This window comes from Nocardia uniformis NBRC 13702 (assembly GCF_001613345.1).
In the GTDB taxonomy this organism is placed as follows: domain Bacteria; phylum Actinomycetota; class Actinomycetes; order Mycobacteriales; family Mycobacteriaceae; genus Nocardia; species Nocardia uniformis.
In genome coordinates, this window is record NZ_BDCE01000033.1 from 40453 (window position 1) to 53475 (window position 13023).

A 13023-nucleotide genomic window follows, 5' to 3' on the forward strand; every position below is an offset into this window, starting at 1 on the left:
CGGTCGTTACGAGTCGAGGTCGGGCAGCAGATCGCTGTCGCGCTTGCGGCGGTACGGAATCGAAATGGCGAAACCGATTGCCAGCGTGGTCAGACAGGCGATGGACCCGATTGTGGCGACGAGTCGCGGGAGGCGTTCCGGTCCCGGCGGCCGGATGGGTTCGGGAAAGGCGCGAGGTACATCGGCGCCGGAGCTCACCGGTTGGTCGGGCAGCTGGTCGGTGAGCGCCGCGACAGGATCGATCAGTCCGTGGCCGATACGGTCGTCGCGTCCCGGCCCAGGGCCGTGCGCGGTGTGGGTGATCCGGTCCATGACCTGCTGTGCGGTCAGCTCCGGAAACCGGGCTCGAATGAGCGCTGCGAGCCCGGCCACGTACGGCGCGGCGAAGCTGGTGCCGTCGATCGTGGACATGCCCTGCTGAGTCGGCACCGCATTCACCAGCCCCGTACCACCGGGCTTGCTGTCCAGCGAGACGATCTGGCGGCCGATGGCGGCAACACCGATCCAGGGTCCATACAGCGTGATATTCGACGGACTCCCGTCGGACTCGACCGACGCGACCGACAGCACATACGGGCTGAACCAGGCCGGACTGGCTACGGTCTGCACCTTGCCCCACCCGGTCCCGGTGTTCTGAGTGCCACAGGCGGAGCCTTCGGACAGGTTCCCCGCGGCGGCGACAACGACCACATTGCGTTCGTAGGCGTACTGCACGGCAGCGCCCAGCGCACCGTCCACCATGGTGGATCCGGCGGTGGTACAGGCGACTTCGGAGATGTTGATAACCGTGGAGCCCATATCCACCGCGCGCACGACCGCCGCGGCGAGGGTCAGTACATTGCCATATCCCGAGGTGTCGATGGCGCCCGGTTCTTCACCTCGGCGGCTCTCCTTCGTCTTGTAGGCGAGGCTGAGCTGGCGAATGGTGAGAATCTCCGCATCCGGCGCGACACCGGCGAAGGCGTCGTCGGGGCTGGGCTGCGCGGCGATGATACCGGCGACCAAGGTGCCGTGGCTGTCGCAGTCGACGGTCCCGTCGCTGTCGGAGACGAAATCACCACCCGGCTGCAATGCGGGCAGGCGCGGATGCGGGTTCACCCCGGTATCGATGACCGCCACCTTCTGGCCCGCACCGCGACTGAACTGCCAGGCCGCAGGCAGATTGAGCACCCGCTGCGCGAGCGGTGCCTCGCGGAGCTGCCCACCCGTGAAGGTCGGTTCGGCACACACGGTCTGCTGTTCGGTCGGTTCCAGCGGAGCGGGATTCCCGCTCAGCGCCTGTGCGCTGCCGAGCGCACCCGGATCGACGGTCGGCGGTGCGACGGTGAGCACCGGCCGGGCGGAGGCAGGCACCACCGGGCCTGCCAGCGCCGCGCCGAGAATCGCTGTGGCGCACAGTGTGCGCACCCATGTCCCGGCGAGCCAGCTCATAGATTCCGGGCCATCGAGTAGATGCCCATGAGCCACAACACAAGCGGAATGATCGACACGATCAGCATGTATTCGAAGATCTCGATGAACCGCCGTGTCACCGGCGTCACCTCGATATGCGGGCCGATCACACCGAATCCTGTCGCACTCACCGCGAAGGCGAGCAGCAGTGCCATCGATACCAGCAGTAGATCCGAATCCCCCAGTGCCAACAACCCGATCAGCGACAGAAAGGTGACGCAGCCGCCCACGATCAGGGTGCTCGCCTGCGCGAGATCGGCATAGGCACGCCCTCGCAGACACAGCAGGATCGACACCACGACGGCCAGGGTGATGCCCTGCCACTTGGCGGCACCGAGCGGGTCGGCCGTCCCCAGCGCGCCGAAAATCGCACCCAGCGTAATGCCGATTACCAGGCCGGTCTGATAGTGGTTGGCGACCCGGGCACGCAGGCCGAGCCCGTGCGCCGAGGGCAGTGCGGTGGCACCGATGGCGCCGATACCTTCGAGCGTGGGCCGCGGTTCATGGTCGGCCGGATCGATTGCCGCACCGGCCGTGGGCACCGGCGGCACGGGCAGCCGCGCGAGCGTGGCGGCCAGGCGAGAGGTCATGGACAGCGCCAGCATCGAGACGATCAGCACGCCGGCGGCGATTTTCGGCAGTTCCGTGTCCCAGATCATGCGCACCGCCGCCGCGCCGCCGGCGAAGATGATGACCGTGACGACCGCGGTCACCACCGCGGCGCCCGCGCCGATGAGCCGGTAGCCGACGATGGCGACCAGCAGTGTGGCGGTCGCGCCGAGTAGGAGGTGCGGACTGCCGATCGGGCCGGGTACCGCCAAACCCGCACCCCCGAAGGTAAGCAGCAGCATGCACAGCAGCAGCACGGTCGCGGTGAGTTCGTCAGCGTATTTGCGGAGGGCGATCATGGCGGCCACCCCCGCGGCCACGGAACAGCCGAGGAGCACCGACGGTGCCACGAAGGTGTCGCCGTCGCCGCGAGCGAGCGCGGCGAGCAGCAATCCGAACAACACGGCGACGACTGCGGTGGACAGACCCACCCAGCGCGCCGAACCAGCGGACCAACCACGGAAGTCGGCGTCGGTGAGGCGTGCCACCGCATCGATCACGTCATCGAACAGCGCGGGCGCTTCCTTGGCGGTATTCGACCGCAGCACCAGCAGTTCGCCGTCGTACACCTCGGCGTCGTGCAGGGTTTGGCCCGATGCGATCACATCCCGGCCGAGTTTGGCCAGGGTCCAGTGTTCGGGTACCACCACCGCTTCCCCATCCTCGCTGTCGGCGAGGCCGGGATTTCGTGATGCGATGAGTTTGACGAGATCACCGATGAATACGGCGATTGGGACGTTTGCCGGCAGGCCGACGTCGAGCTGGGTATTCCCCCCGATGACGGACACGCGGCACAATTCGGTTTCAGCGGCGCCCAAGCCACTGATCGACTGTGCTGTCACTTGTTCAACTACTCCTGCCTTCACATACAGTTGCCCACGCGAGGCGGGTAACCATAATGTATCCGACAGTGCGCTTCTGCGAAGATCGCACACCGTGGTGGAGATTGTGAACGAAAGATTAACCAGGATCGACGAATTCGGGGTTCGGCCAAAATGATCGATACTCGCCAGGCACAGCGCGCCTTCGACGCCGGTGTGCTGTCCTTGGGGCTCGCCATCGAAGGTCAGGAGTCGACCCGCGATCTCGAATACGCCAAGCTGGCCTTTCAGCGGGCAACGGAGTGGGATCCGACCATGTGCGACGCCTGGCTGGGCTTGGCCGCGGCCGGCGAGCTCACCCAGGATGTGCTGTACAACCTGCACAAGACCAGCACCATCTCATTGGGACGCGAGCAGCGGCGGATCGGTTTGCCGCCCCGCGCCCTTGCCGGGCGATTCTTACCCGGGCTTTACATCGACTATCCGCTGTCGAGCTTCACCGAAGTCTGGCTCGCCTACGCGGCGCACCTGATCGCCGACAAGCAATACGACGAGGCCGAGCGGGTGCTCGACGAACTCGACCAGCAGCGACGCCAACGTCGGCTCGACAATCCGGAATACGAGATTGATGGCCGTATCGCCAGTTACATGCGTGGCCTGCTGCACTACAACACCCAGCGCTGGCCGGATGTCATGGTCGTGCTGTCCGGGTCGGCCGAATGGGAGGATCCGTATCTGGCCGCCGGCGCGCATGTGATGGTCGGTACGGCGTGTGCGCAACTGGGTCTGTTCGGCGAGGCGATTCGCCGGATGGAACAGGCCGAGAACGGTCCCATTCCGGCCGCGCGCACCGCCGCCATGTTCTGCCGCGGCCTCTGCCTGCGCGAGACCGGCGCCGCCGATGAGGCCCAGGCGATGTTCGAGCAGGTGTACTCGCAAGCACCGGATTTCGATGCCAATACCGCGGCCATGCGTGACCGCACCTATCGCATCACCATCACCTCCAAAGAGGTGATCGAGGCTCGTACCGACAGGTGGGATCCGGCCTCGGCTCCGTCACTCGCGGAGAAACAGAAGGCAGAGAACGTCGATCGCGCCAAGCAGATCCTGGCTGAGGCGCGTGCCGATCTGGACAATCAGATCGGGCTCGCCGCCGTAAAGAACCAGGTGGCCAAACTGCAGTCCAGCGTACAGCTGGCCAAAATCCGCTCCGAGAAGGGGCTTTCGAGCGCCGCCCGCGGCCAGCATCTGGCTTTCACCGGACCACCCGGCACCGGTAAGACGACCATCGCTCGTGTTGTGGCGAAAATCTATTGTGGCCTGGGAATTCTCCAGACCGAGAAGGTGGTCGAGGCCAAGCGCTCCGACTTCGTCGGCCAGCATCTGGGCTCCACGGCGATCAAAACCGATAAGCTCATCGACACCGCCCTCGACGGCGTGCTGTTCATCGACGAGGCGTACACCCTGATCCAGACCGGACTGTCGGGCGGCGACGCGTTCGGCCGCGAAGCGGTGGATACCCTGCTGGCGCGGATGGAGAACGACCGCGATCGGCTGGTGGTCATTATCGCCGGGTACGACGGCGAGATCGATCGGTTCCTATCCGCCAATGACGGTCTGTCCTCCCGGTTCGCCAAGCGACTCCAGTTCCCGTCCTATACGGCAGAAGAGCTGGGCGAGATCGGTCAGGTCATTGCGAGCAAACGAGATTCGGCCCTGTCCGACGACGCGATGGCGCTACTGGTGCGGACCTGTAAGCGGCTCTACGACATGGAGAGCAAGGACCAGAGCGGCCAACCGCGCCGCGGTGTCGATCTCGCTGGCAATGGCCGCTTCATCCGCAATCTCATCGAAGCCGCCGAAGAGGAGCGCGAGTTCCGACTCGCCAATGATGATTCCATCGATCTGCACGAGGTCGACGAGTCGGTGCTGATGCGGATCGAGGTGCCCGATATGCAGTCGGCGCTACAGACCATTCTGGCAACGCTCGGATTGACCGCCGCCGCAGCATGATCGGGTAACCGGGGGAACAAACAGTGGTGCACGACCTTCTCGACGAACGGGAAACCGACGACCGGACAACGGACGACCGCGGCGATATGTCCGGGCGACGGGAGCCGACTCCGCCGGAGCCCGCCACGCTGGGGACCGATGAGCTGTGGTTGTTCCGAGTGCTGCCGTTGCGGTTGATGATCCCCGTCATCCTGCTCGCTGCGGCGGCCTCGGTGGTGGCCGTCGCGTTCGACGCCCCATGGTGGGCAACGCTTCTCGCCGCCGCCGTACCGGTCATCGTCGGTCTGACCCCGGTGCGCGGTATCCCGATCGGATTGCGTCTGGGCAGCTGGGTGGCGTTCCGCTGGCGGCAGTCGCGCCGGAAATCGGATGCGGAGGTATCACTCATCGATGTGCCGCTTCCCGACGGTGGCAGTTACGGGCTGCGCTGGGACGGCACCCTGCTGACCACCATGCTGCGCATCGACCATCCGCCGGACTCGCTGACCCGTCTGCGCCGCGGCTCACTGAGTACCGACCAGGAGCTCCCACTCACCGAGATCGCTCGCTGCCTGCGGCAATTCGACATCGAACTGGAGTCGATCGACGTCATCAGCACCGGCACCAGAACCGCCGGCAATGAGGCCGTGCTGTCCGGATACGCGTCGAGCGTGGCTCCCCTGGTCCGCATGTACGACGAGATCCTCGGCCCGCTACCCGCCATCGCTCATCGAACGGTGTGGCTGGTGCTGCGACTGAACCCACTGGCCAGTGCGAAGGCGGTCGACAATCGGGGCGGCGGCGCGACGGGAACCCTGCGCGCAGCCGCGATCGCGACCCGGCGGGTAGCTAATCGCCTTGCCGCGCGGGGTATTACGGCATCGGTGCTCACCTCATCGGAAATGACCAGCGCGCTGCGCGAGCTGATCCGCGGCATCCCGGTCGCCGAGTTCACCGAGACGCCGAGTTCACTCGAATCCGATGGCATCCACCTCACCAGCTACCAGGTCGGCAGCGATCTGATCAATACAGACGGCCTGGCCAAGATCTGGGCCGTTCCCAGTCTGGCGACGACGCTGACGGTCCGGCTGCGGCCTTTGGCCGTTCGCTCGACCGACCCCGATCATCGGTCCGACCTCATCGAAGTGGACGCGCGGGTGCGCTACGACACTGCGCGAGAGCTGGATACCCCGCCCGTGGACGGTCTTCTCGAGCTCAAGCAACGGCAGATGTGGGCGCTACTGGACAGCCTGCCCTTCGGTACCCGGGAAAACCGGGCGACCGCCTATCGGGGCCCGGTGAATGCGCTGGCGGGAGCCCACGTGCCGACCGGCGGCTGCGGCCAGCTGATCGGCGCCGACGGCAGCGGCAGCGGCATCGCGGTACCGCTCATCGGTTCCGGTTCGCGCCGTATCGACATTGTCGGCAGCGTGGCGCTGGCACAGCAGGTGATCCTGCGGGCCATCGCCCTCGGCGCCGGTGCGGTGGTGCACACCGCCAGGCCGGGCGCATGGCAGGACATGGTCACGAATGTTGGTGCACCGCACGCTTTGTCGCTGGCCTCCTCGGTCACCAGCAGTGCTCGTCACAACACGTCGACAGCGCGAGCCCCGCATCCGGCCGCGACCGTCGTAGTCTTCGACGGCGTACCGGTGTCCGCGCCATCGGGCTCGGCGACCGTTGTCACGGTGCAGGACACGGTGCCGCAGAACTGGGAACCCGATGCGGATGTGACGATCATCCAGGACCCGGCCGCCCCGCACACCGTCACGGTGCACACTCCGGCGACCAAGACGACGGCACAGCTGGTCACTACACCGACGGAACAGCATTTCATCGGCGGAGCGTACGCACGGAGCTGAGCGCGAACGCGGTCACCGAGGCTCGAAGCGAAATCGCCCGTGTTCCAAAGTAGCTGTCCGCCAGTTCGTTTCCCGGCCGCAGCGACCACGGCCGGGGTCGGCTGTCTCAGGTACCAGTCGGCAGGGTATCCCGGCTGATCAGGGCCTCATCCTTGGACAGTGTGGGGCCGGGCACCATCTGGCTGATAATCGTCCAGGGTGCCAGCCGGGGGTCGCCCAGTCCGAGGATCTGAGCGGTCTCGAGATCAGGGACGCCGTAGCGGATTCCATTGTCGGCCACGTAGAACATGCTCCCGCGCCGTGGGCTGCCGGGTTCATTACCGGTGGTTTGGACGAGCTCACCGGAGGCGGGGCGGATATACACGCTGTCGATCCGGTCGCCGATACCGTCGGAGGTGGCCAGCTGGACGGGCTTGGCGGACTCCGGTAGTGGCAGGCGGGTTCCGATGAGCATGGAGATCGTCGCACGGTCGGCGGAACCTTCGGCCACGTCGGGATCCATCAGGCCGACGCCGCGGGCCTTCGACCACTGCATACAGGCGACCGGGTTCAGACTGTTGTCGATGATCTTCGGAACGGCACCCGGGAATTCGTCGACCGGCAACTGACGCACCGGCGCGATACCGTCCAGCAGATCCGGCGGTACGGACTTGATCTCGCTCATACCCTGCGAGTCGTCATTGCGGATCAATTGTGCGGTGAACTCGGAAATACGTTGCACCCCATCGGCGAGTACGACATAGAGTTCACGCTGACCGGAGTCGTCCAGAGCCGTCACCTGAATGATGCCCCCGACCGGAACGGAGCTCAAACCACCCGGTCCGGGCTCACCCTTGCGATCGATACTCGGGGGGAGCAGCGGCGGCACTTCGGTCGCCGCGTCCAGCAGTCCGGTGGTGATCGGCCGCGCTCCGTGCGCCGCCAGATTGAGCGTCCGTCGCACCACCGAGTTCTCCGGGTCGATCTCGGCCCGCTTACCGTCGTACAACAGATATGTCTTGTCGCCCTTACGAACCAGCAACGCCGAGTCACTCTCCGCTGTCTTGATCCGCTCGCTGAGCTCCAGCCCGCCCGCGATCACCGTGGTGGTCGAACCGGACGAGTCGTCCGCGCTGCCCGATGATGACAGCTTGACCGTGTCACAGAGCGTCCAGTCGGAGCGGTCCCCCTGTGAGGAGCCCGGCAACGCCGCGGGCGCACCCGGGATTCCGAGCATCGGACCACGGGCCGTCGAACCGAGCTTGCTGTCCTTGACCGACGTCGGTGATTCGCTACTCCCGGCGACCAAGCGCGCCGACGCCAGGTTGAGCACCGGATGCAGAGTCATCTTGCTCTCGTCTTCTTCGTCTTTGACGACGACGTAGAGCGCACCGCTTTCCTTGCCCATCACGATGTTCGCGTCACCGATCGAACCCTGGGGCTTCAGAAACGACATAATCGCCGCACCGGCCACCACCAGCAGCCCCAGCACCGCACCCGCGATGAGCGACCGCGTCTGCGAGCGCATCGGATCGTGCAGCATGCGCACATCGCGACGGATCAGGGCGTGGTCGAGCCGTCGCAGCAGAAAGCGGTACCCATTGACCTGGGCACGCGTGGTCAACTGTGCTGGCATGAATCCTCCATCTCCCGTTGCGGGTGGCCGTGGTCTACGGCAGCCACCGGCCCCCGGGCAACGACTCGATGAGCGCCGAAATCGCCTGTGCGATTCGATGATCGGTACCAGGCGTCAGCGTGGACCATACCTGCTGGTCGGATGCGAGGCCCGAGGCGGCCACAATCCGGCCCCGGGCGGTGTCGTACACCACGACACCGCCCGGGGAGCGGTCCGTCAAACCGTCCATATGCGAGTAGGCGACCACCTCGGCATAGGTGTGGCAGGACGCGAGCGCGAGGCCATAGCTGGTCGCATCGCGATCATTGACGCCGAGGCCGTACACGGCGTCGGTGTAGTCCTCCGACTTCGTTGCCGCGTCCAGGCGTTCACTCAGCTCGGTGGCCAGCGCACTGAAGCTGGCCACCTCCGCGGGCGGACACGGACCCAGCGCCTCGAGAATCGGCCGTGCCAGCGCGGTACCCGATCCATCGGACCAGACCGAGCGAATGTCGATACGGTCGCCACGGCGGACCGCGACCGCGTGCCCGTGTCCACGCCGGGCCAGACACACGCGCAGCCGACTGTCATCGCTGAAGGCGCGCACCGCCAACTCGATATCCGGTTGCGCCAGTATGTGCAGCGCATCCGCGGTCTCCGCGTTCACTTCGCCGTGGTGGTCGAGGACCCGGGTGTCGGTCAACTCCGCGACCGCCCGCTCCTGCGCCGCCGCCCATTCGCGATACGAATCCTGTTGCGGTGCAATCGAAAGCACCAGCGGCAGCGTCTGGATATCGAGCCGGCTCGCAAGTGCGATCACACCGTCGTTGGTGAGTGTGATCACGTCGCCGACTCCTCGGCGGTGCCGGAGCCGGTGCCATGAGCGGGCTCGGTCTCGGCGCGCCCCGCATTGATCGCGATATCGGCCGGCACCCGTTGCGCATTCGGATCCAGACCGCCCAGCACAGCCGGCGCGACATGCATGCCCGACGTCAGCCCTTCGCCCTCACCGGCCGGTGCACCGATCGGGCTCATGCGGGGAGTGTGATCTTCGATGGACTGCCCGCCACCGCGTCCCATTCCGGCGGGACCGAGCGGCATCGATGAACCCGACTGGACTGTGCTCGAGGGTGCGGCGGTGACCGGTTGCACGGGCGTCGCCGACACCTGGGTAGTGCTGCGGCCGCGATAGTCCGTCTTCACCCGAGCGATATTGATCGGACCGATACCGCCCGGGATCCCGCGACCGGCCGGAGATTGATTCGCCGGTGCGCCTTCCGGTGTACCAGCGGTCAGAGCTTCGCCAGATGTCACTACCGGCGGAGCCTGATGCTGCCACGGTGTGGCCAGCGATTCCGTTGCCGCCTCGTAGGTGCGCATTACTCGCGAGGCCACCGCTTTGGCGGCGTCGGCCTGGCCGTCCACCTGCGCGATCTTGCCCAGCATGGGGGCGCCGAGCGCAGTGCCCACCTGTTCCAGCGTCTTCTGCAGATCGTGAATGGCTTCGACCTCACCCGCGTCGGGCATGGCGAGCCTGGCGATTTCGTATGCGGCCGCATGGGTTTCGGCTTGGACGGCATTACCGGCCGCAGCGGACGCGGAGGAGGCCAACCAGTCGCGCAGGGCGCGGACGCGCTCGACCACCTCCCGGCCACTCTGCGACTCCCACGCGCTGTCGAGCAGACTCAAGATCCGCTCGTACTCGATCGCCGCTGCCGCGAAACCCGCGCTCAGACGCGCCCATGCGAGACCGGCTTCGGCCGCGGGCACGGCACCGACACCCGTCACCAGGTCTCGGGCCAACTGCTCCGGCGGCCTGGCTTCCCAGACCGTCTCGGTAAAGCCGGGTTTCGTCGGTTCCAGCATGCTCGATCAGACAGCGAAATCCGCGACGCTGCGCTCCTCGGCCTGACCGAAACGCGCGGACTGCGCGCGTAGGGTCCCGGCCAATTTGCGCAGCTCGTCGACTCCGAGTCCGCCTTGTTCCTGAAAGCTCACGGCGACCGCGTTCAGCGTGCCGGAGGCACGGACGGACACCTCATCCGCACCGGCGGGCATGAAGGTGAGCTTGGTCTGCTCATCCTGCAGTCCACCGATGAGACGGTCGGCTAGCTCATCCAGTTGCGTCGCGACATCGTTCGCTGCCACCGGATCAAAACGCACGCCGTCGAATTCATTCGCGACCATGTCAATCCTCCTGTTACACCCAGTTTTTCAGAGCGTGAGTTCTTTGTCCGGCGGTTCCTGCAGATCATCGAGCGCACCGACGACCGGCATCGAAACGCCCTCGATCAGGCCGACCACTTCGTCGCCGTGTGATCCGGTCACCAGGTTGGTGTTGGTGGTGCGGTCGCCGGAGGCACCGGCGTCGCCCGCACGGCCTGCCGCACCGCTTCCGGGCATCATGCCCGGCGAAGTTCTGGTCGTCTGTGCCTGCGTGCTCTGGTTCGACGCGCGGCTGCTCGGCGAACCGGATGCGGGACTGCCGTCACCGAGGCCGCCCCGGGCTCCGCTCCAGTTGCTCAATTGCGACGGCGACCCACCACCGGCGGGAACTCCACCGATCAGTCCGCTGGGGCCGCCACCACCGCCACCATCGCCGCCGGTGTCGGTCGACTTGTCGTTCTTGTCTTTGTCTTCGGTCTTCGTACCGGTCGGCGTGGTAGTCGGTGTCTGTGTGGTCGACGGGCTGAGGCCGCTGAGGAGTTGCTGGCCGGTGGAGCTGATCTTGCTGACCGCATCCGACCCGGCGGATACCACCGAGGTCCCTTTTTCCACGACCTTCGCCGCCACCGTCGGGGCGATACTGGTGAGTGGTTGCACCGCGGTGTTCACGGCATTCGCCAATGCCGCCGCATTCGAGGCGAGTGGAGCCCCGGCGACCATGATCTTCGTTCCGGCGCCGGCGATCTCCATGGTCTTCACGGTCAGCTCACCGCGCGTCTTGGCCACCACGACACCGGCTTCGGCCGCCGCCTCGGTCGCCAGTCCGATCATGAACGGCAGCCCCGCCGGAGTGGGGAGCAGCGGCGCGGCCGCGATCAGCTGGCCGATCAACTTGGCGATAATGCCGGTGACTTCCGCGTACCCCTGGGCGACGACACGCTCGGCATCGAGCAGGATCAGCTTCTGATGCTGGCCCTGCGCGGCAACGTTGAGGGCATCCTGCTGCACCTGAATGCTTTTCGCCTGCGCGGCGACCGCGGCGTCACCCACCCAGCTGGAGCTGACCTTGCTCATCGCCGAGGAACTCTGCGACGCCGCCGAGGTCAGTACGTCGGCCACCGACGACAGCAGTGTGGTGGGGTCGAACCCGCTACCCAAACTGCCCGATCCGAATCCGGTGAGCAGTTCGACCACCGGCTCGATCAGCGCCGTCGGATCGATCGTGGGCAGCGCGGGCAACTGCAGTTCCGGCAACCCCGGTATTTCCGGGAGCTGCGGCAGTTGCGGCAGCCCCAGATCGCCCAGCACATCCGTTACCGGACGGTCCAGGAATGGCCCGGCCGCAGTGCTTCGCAATGCGTCCAGGACCGTCGGGTTCGCCGTATCAGTCACAGGATTGTCGACAAGAAGTTCGCCGCCGAGGACACCTCATTGGCTCCGTAGGTGCCGACAGCGGCGTACGCGCTGGCGGCCGTTCCCCCGTGCACAGCCGCGATCTCGGCCGAGGACAGCAGGTAGTTGCCCTGCGCTATCGCGAACGCGACCAGGAAGTCCTGGCCGATCAGTCCGAATACCGGCACGGCCGTGGCCATTGCGGTAGCCACATCGGCGGCTGCCGCCCCCGCCACCTGCGTGGCTATCGCCGCCTCCGTGCTGCCGTACGTAGTGATAGCGCCAAAGTCCGCTTCCACGATACCGGCCATGATTCCCTCCCGGAATGATCGATCTTGTAGAACATTACAGACGCGAAAACGACTGTGCCAGAGTTCAAAGCGTAAACAGTGCTCTAAGGAAGTGTTAAATGGACGGTTAAAGAGCCAGCTCGGCGGTGTACTCGTTCACCAGCTCGGCGCGCTGCTCGAACGCGACGCGCGCCGCCGCCGCGGCCGTCTGCACGACGATCCGCTCGAGCTCATCCGGGGTCAGCCGCGAGATCCCGCTGGAGAACGCCAGATCTTTCAACGCCCCATTTCCGTCGACCTCCACGGTGACGACGCCATCCTCGGACGTCTCCCGCCCCCGGACGGCCGCCAGTCCATCGCGCAGATCCTGCATCCGATACAGCTTCTGCTGGACTCGCGCCTGCAGCTCATCCATCGACCCGACCATGTGTCCCCCTCCTCACAAAGTCCGGAGCCAGCTTCGGGGCTCCATGTCGTAATCCAGCTCCTCGGCCTGTTCCAGCTGTCGCACTTCGGCTTCGGTGGGCAGGCCGGTCAAAGCCAAGGTGGCAGCGCTCGCGCCGGCCTCTTCCAGCTGCTTGCGTTTCGCCAACCCCGCGCGATTCGCGGCGCGCTGACACAACCGCAGCACCTCGTTCGCCAAGTGCGCCGGATCCCGGTGCAGTTCCGACGGATCGACCCGCAGCGCCACTGGCAGACCTTGCTCGGTGGTCCGCACCTTGATCGTCCCCGTCAGCGAGATCGCCGTGACCGTGGGCCATTCCGCCGGTGCGGAACCAGCACTCACCGCCCCCTCATCAGCCATCTACAGCTCCCTCCCGAACCTACGTGTAGAGATACCATAG

At 66.0% G+C, this 13023-nt stretch carries 12 protein-coding genes; 2 read left to right on the top strand and 10 right to left on the bottom strand.

Annotated features, from left to right (window positions below):
* Positions 1–6 precede the first annotated feature (6 nt).
* Both mycP and eccD read right to left on the bottom strand, forming a co-directional pair.
* Positions 7–1431 (bottom strand): type VII secretion-associated serine protease mycosin, encoded by a 1425-nt coding sequence (mycP, locus tag NU1_RS09170; protein ID WP_084521122.1) that lies wholly within the window; start codon positions 1429–1431, stop codon positions 7–9.
* On the bottom strand, positions 1428–2849 hold the full coding sequence (gene eccD, locus NU1_RS09175; RefSeq protein WP_245720020.1) for a type VII secretion integral membrane protein EccD: 1422 nt from the start codon (positions 2847–2849) through the stop codon (positions 1428–1430). The genes mycP and eccD overlap by 4 nt, the downstream gene beginning before the upstream one ends.
* A gap of 207 nt (positions 2850–3056) precedes the next feature.
* On the opposite strand from eccD, the gene eccA reads away from it, so the two are divergent.
* Together eccA and eccE are read left to right on the top strand one after the other, a co-directional pair.
* Positions 3057–4895, top strand: coding sequence for a type VII secretion AAA-ATPase EccA (eccA, locus tag NU1_RS09180; protein WP_067519368.1), 1839 nt, complete (start codon positions 3057–3059; stop codon positions 4893–4895).
* A gap of 23 nt (positions 4896–4918) precedes the next feature.
* A complete protein-coding gene (gene eccE, locus NU1_RS09185; RefSeq protein ID WP_245720021.1) occupies positions 4919–6736 on the top strand; it encodes a type VII secretion protein EccE in 1818 nt (605 codons plus the stop codon).
* A gap of 106 nt (positions 6737–6842) precedes the next feature.
* Here the strand turns inward: eccE and eccB are convergent, their stop codons facing one another.
* The 8 genes from eccB to NU1_RS09225 form a co-directional block, all read right to left on the bottom strand.
* Positions 6843–8351 (bottom strand): type VII secretion protein EccB, encoded by a 1509-nt coding sequence (eccB, locus tag NU1_RS09190; RefSeq protein WP_067519369.1) that lies wholly within the window; start codon positions 8349–8351, stop codon positions 6843–6845.
* A gap of 34 nt (positions 8352–8385) precedes the next feature.
* Complete coding sequence (locus NU1_RS09195; protein ID WP_067519371.1) at positions 8386–9174, bottom strand: ESX secretion-associated protein EspG; 789 nt, start codon at positions 9172–9174, stop codon at positions 8386–8388.
* Positions 9171–10196, bottom strand: a complete 1026-nt coding sequence (locus NU1_RS09200; RefSeq protein ID WP_067519373.1) for a PPE domain-containing protein — start codon at positions 10194–10196, stop codon at positions 9171–9173. The genes NU1_RS09195 and NU1_RS09200 overlap by 4 nt, the downstream gene beginning before the upstream one ends.
* A gap of 6 nt (positions 10197–10202) precedes the next feature.
* Positions 10203–10517, bottom strand: coding sequence for a PE family protein (locus NU1_RS09205; protein ID WP_067519374.1), 315 nt, complete (start codon positions 10515–10517; stop codon positions 10203–10205).
* A gap of 27 nt (positions 10518–10544) precedes the next feature.
* Positions 10545–11888, bottom strand: coding sequence for a hypothetical protein (locus NU1_RS09210; RefSeq protein ID WP_067519376.1), 1344 nt, complete (start codon positions 11886–11888; stop codon positions 10545–10547).
* The gene (locus tag NU1_RS09215) at positions 11885–12199 is read right to left on the bottom strand and encodes a hypothetical protein (RefSeq protein WP_067519377.1); all 315 of its coding nucleotides are present in this window, start codon (positions 12197–12199) and stop codon (positions 11885–11887) included. Before NU1_RS09215 ends, NU1_RS09210 begins: the two co-directional genes overlap by 4 nt.
* Before the next feature lie 106 nt (positions 12200–12305).
* Complete coding sequence (locus tag NU1_RS09220; protein WP_245720022.1) at positions 12306–12593, bottom strand: YbaB/EbfC family nucleoid-associated protein; 288 nt, start codon at positions 12591–12593, stop codon at positions 12306–12308.
* A 24-nt stretch (positions 12594–12617) separates the two neighbouring features.
* Entirely contained in the window at positions 12618–12983 is a 366-nt protein-coding gene (locus NU1_RS09225; protein WP_084521123.1) for a hypothetical protein, read from the bottom strand.
* Between the last annotated feature and the right edge of the window lie 40 nt (positions 12984–13023).

What these genes read in the sequence shown, in the direction of transcription:
- eccB (WP_067519369.1), bottom strand. Translation starts at nt 8,351, where the DNA reads ATGCCAGCACAGTTGACCACGCGTGCCCAGGTCAATGGGTACCGCTTT.
- NU1_RS09225 (WP_084521123.1), bottom strand. Translation starts at nt 12,983, where the DNA reads ATGGCTGATGAGGGGGCGGTGAGTGCTGGTTCCGCACCGGCGGAATGG.
- mycP (WP_084521122.1), bottom strand. Translation starts at nt 1,431, where the DNA reads ATGAGCTGGCTCGCCGGGACATGGGTGCGCACACTGTGCGCCACAGCG.
- eccA (WP_067519368.1), top strand. Translation starts at nt 3,057, where the DNA reads ATGATCGATACTCGCCAGGCACAGCGCGCCTTCGACGCCGGTGTGCTG.
- NU1_RS09200 (WP_067519373.1), bottom strand. Translation starts at nt 10,196, where the DNA reads ATGCTGGAACCGACGAAACCCGGCTTTACCGAGACGGTCTGGGAAGCC.
- NU1_RS09215 (WP_067519377.1), bottom strand. Translation starts at nt 12,199, where the DNA reads ATGGCCGGTATCGTGGAAGCGGACTTTGGCGCTATCACTACGTACGGC.
- NU1_RS09220 (WP_245720022.1), bottom strand. Translation starts at nt 12,593, where the DNA reads ATGGATGAGCTGCAGGCGCGAGTCCAGCAGAAGCTGTATCGGATGCAG.
- NU1_RS09205 (WP_067519374.1), bottom strand. Translation starts at nt 10,517, where the DNA reads ATGGTCGCGAATGAATTCGACGGCGTGCGTTTTGATCCGGTGGCAGCG.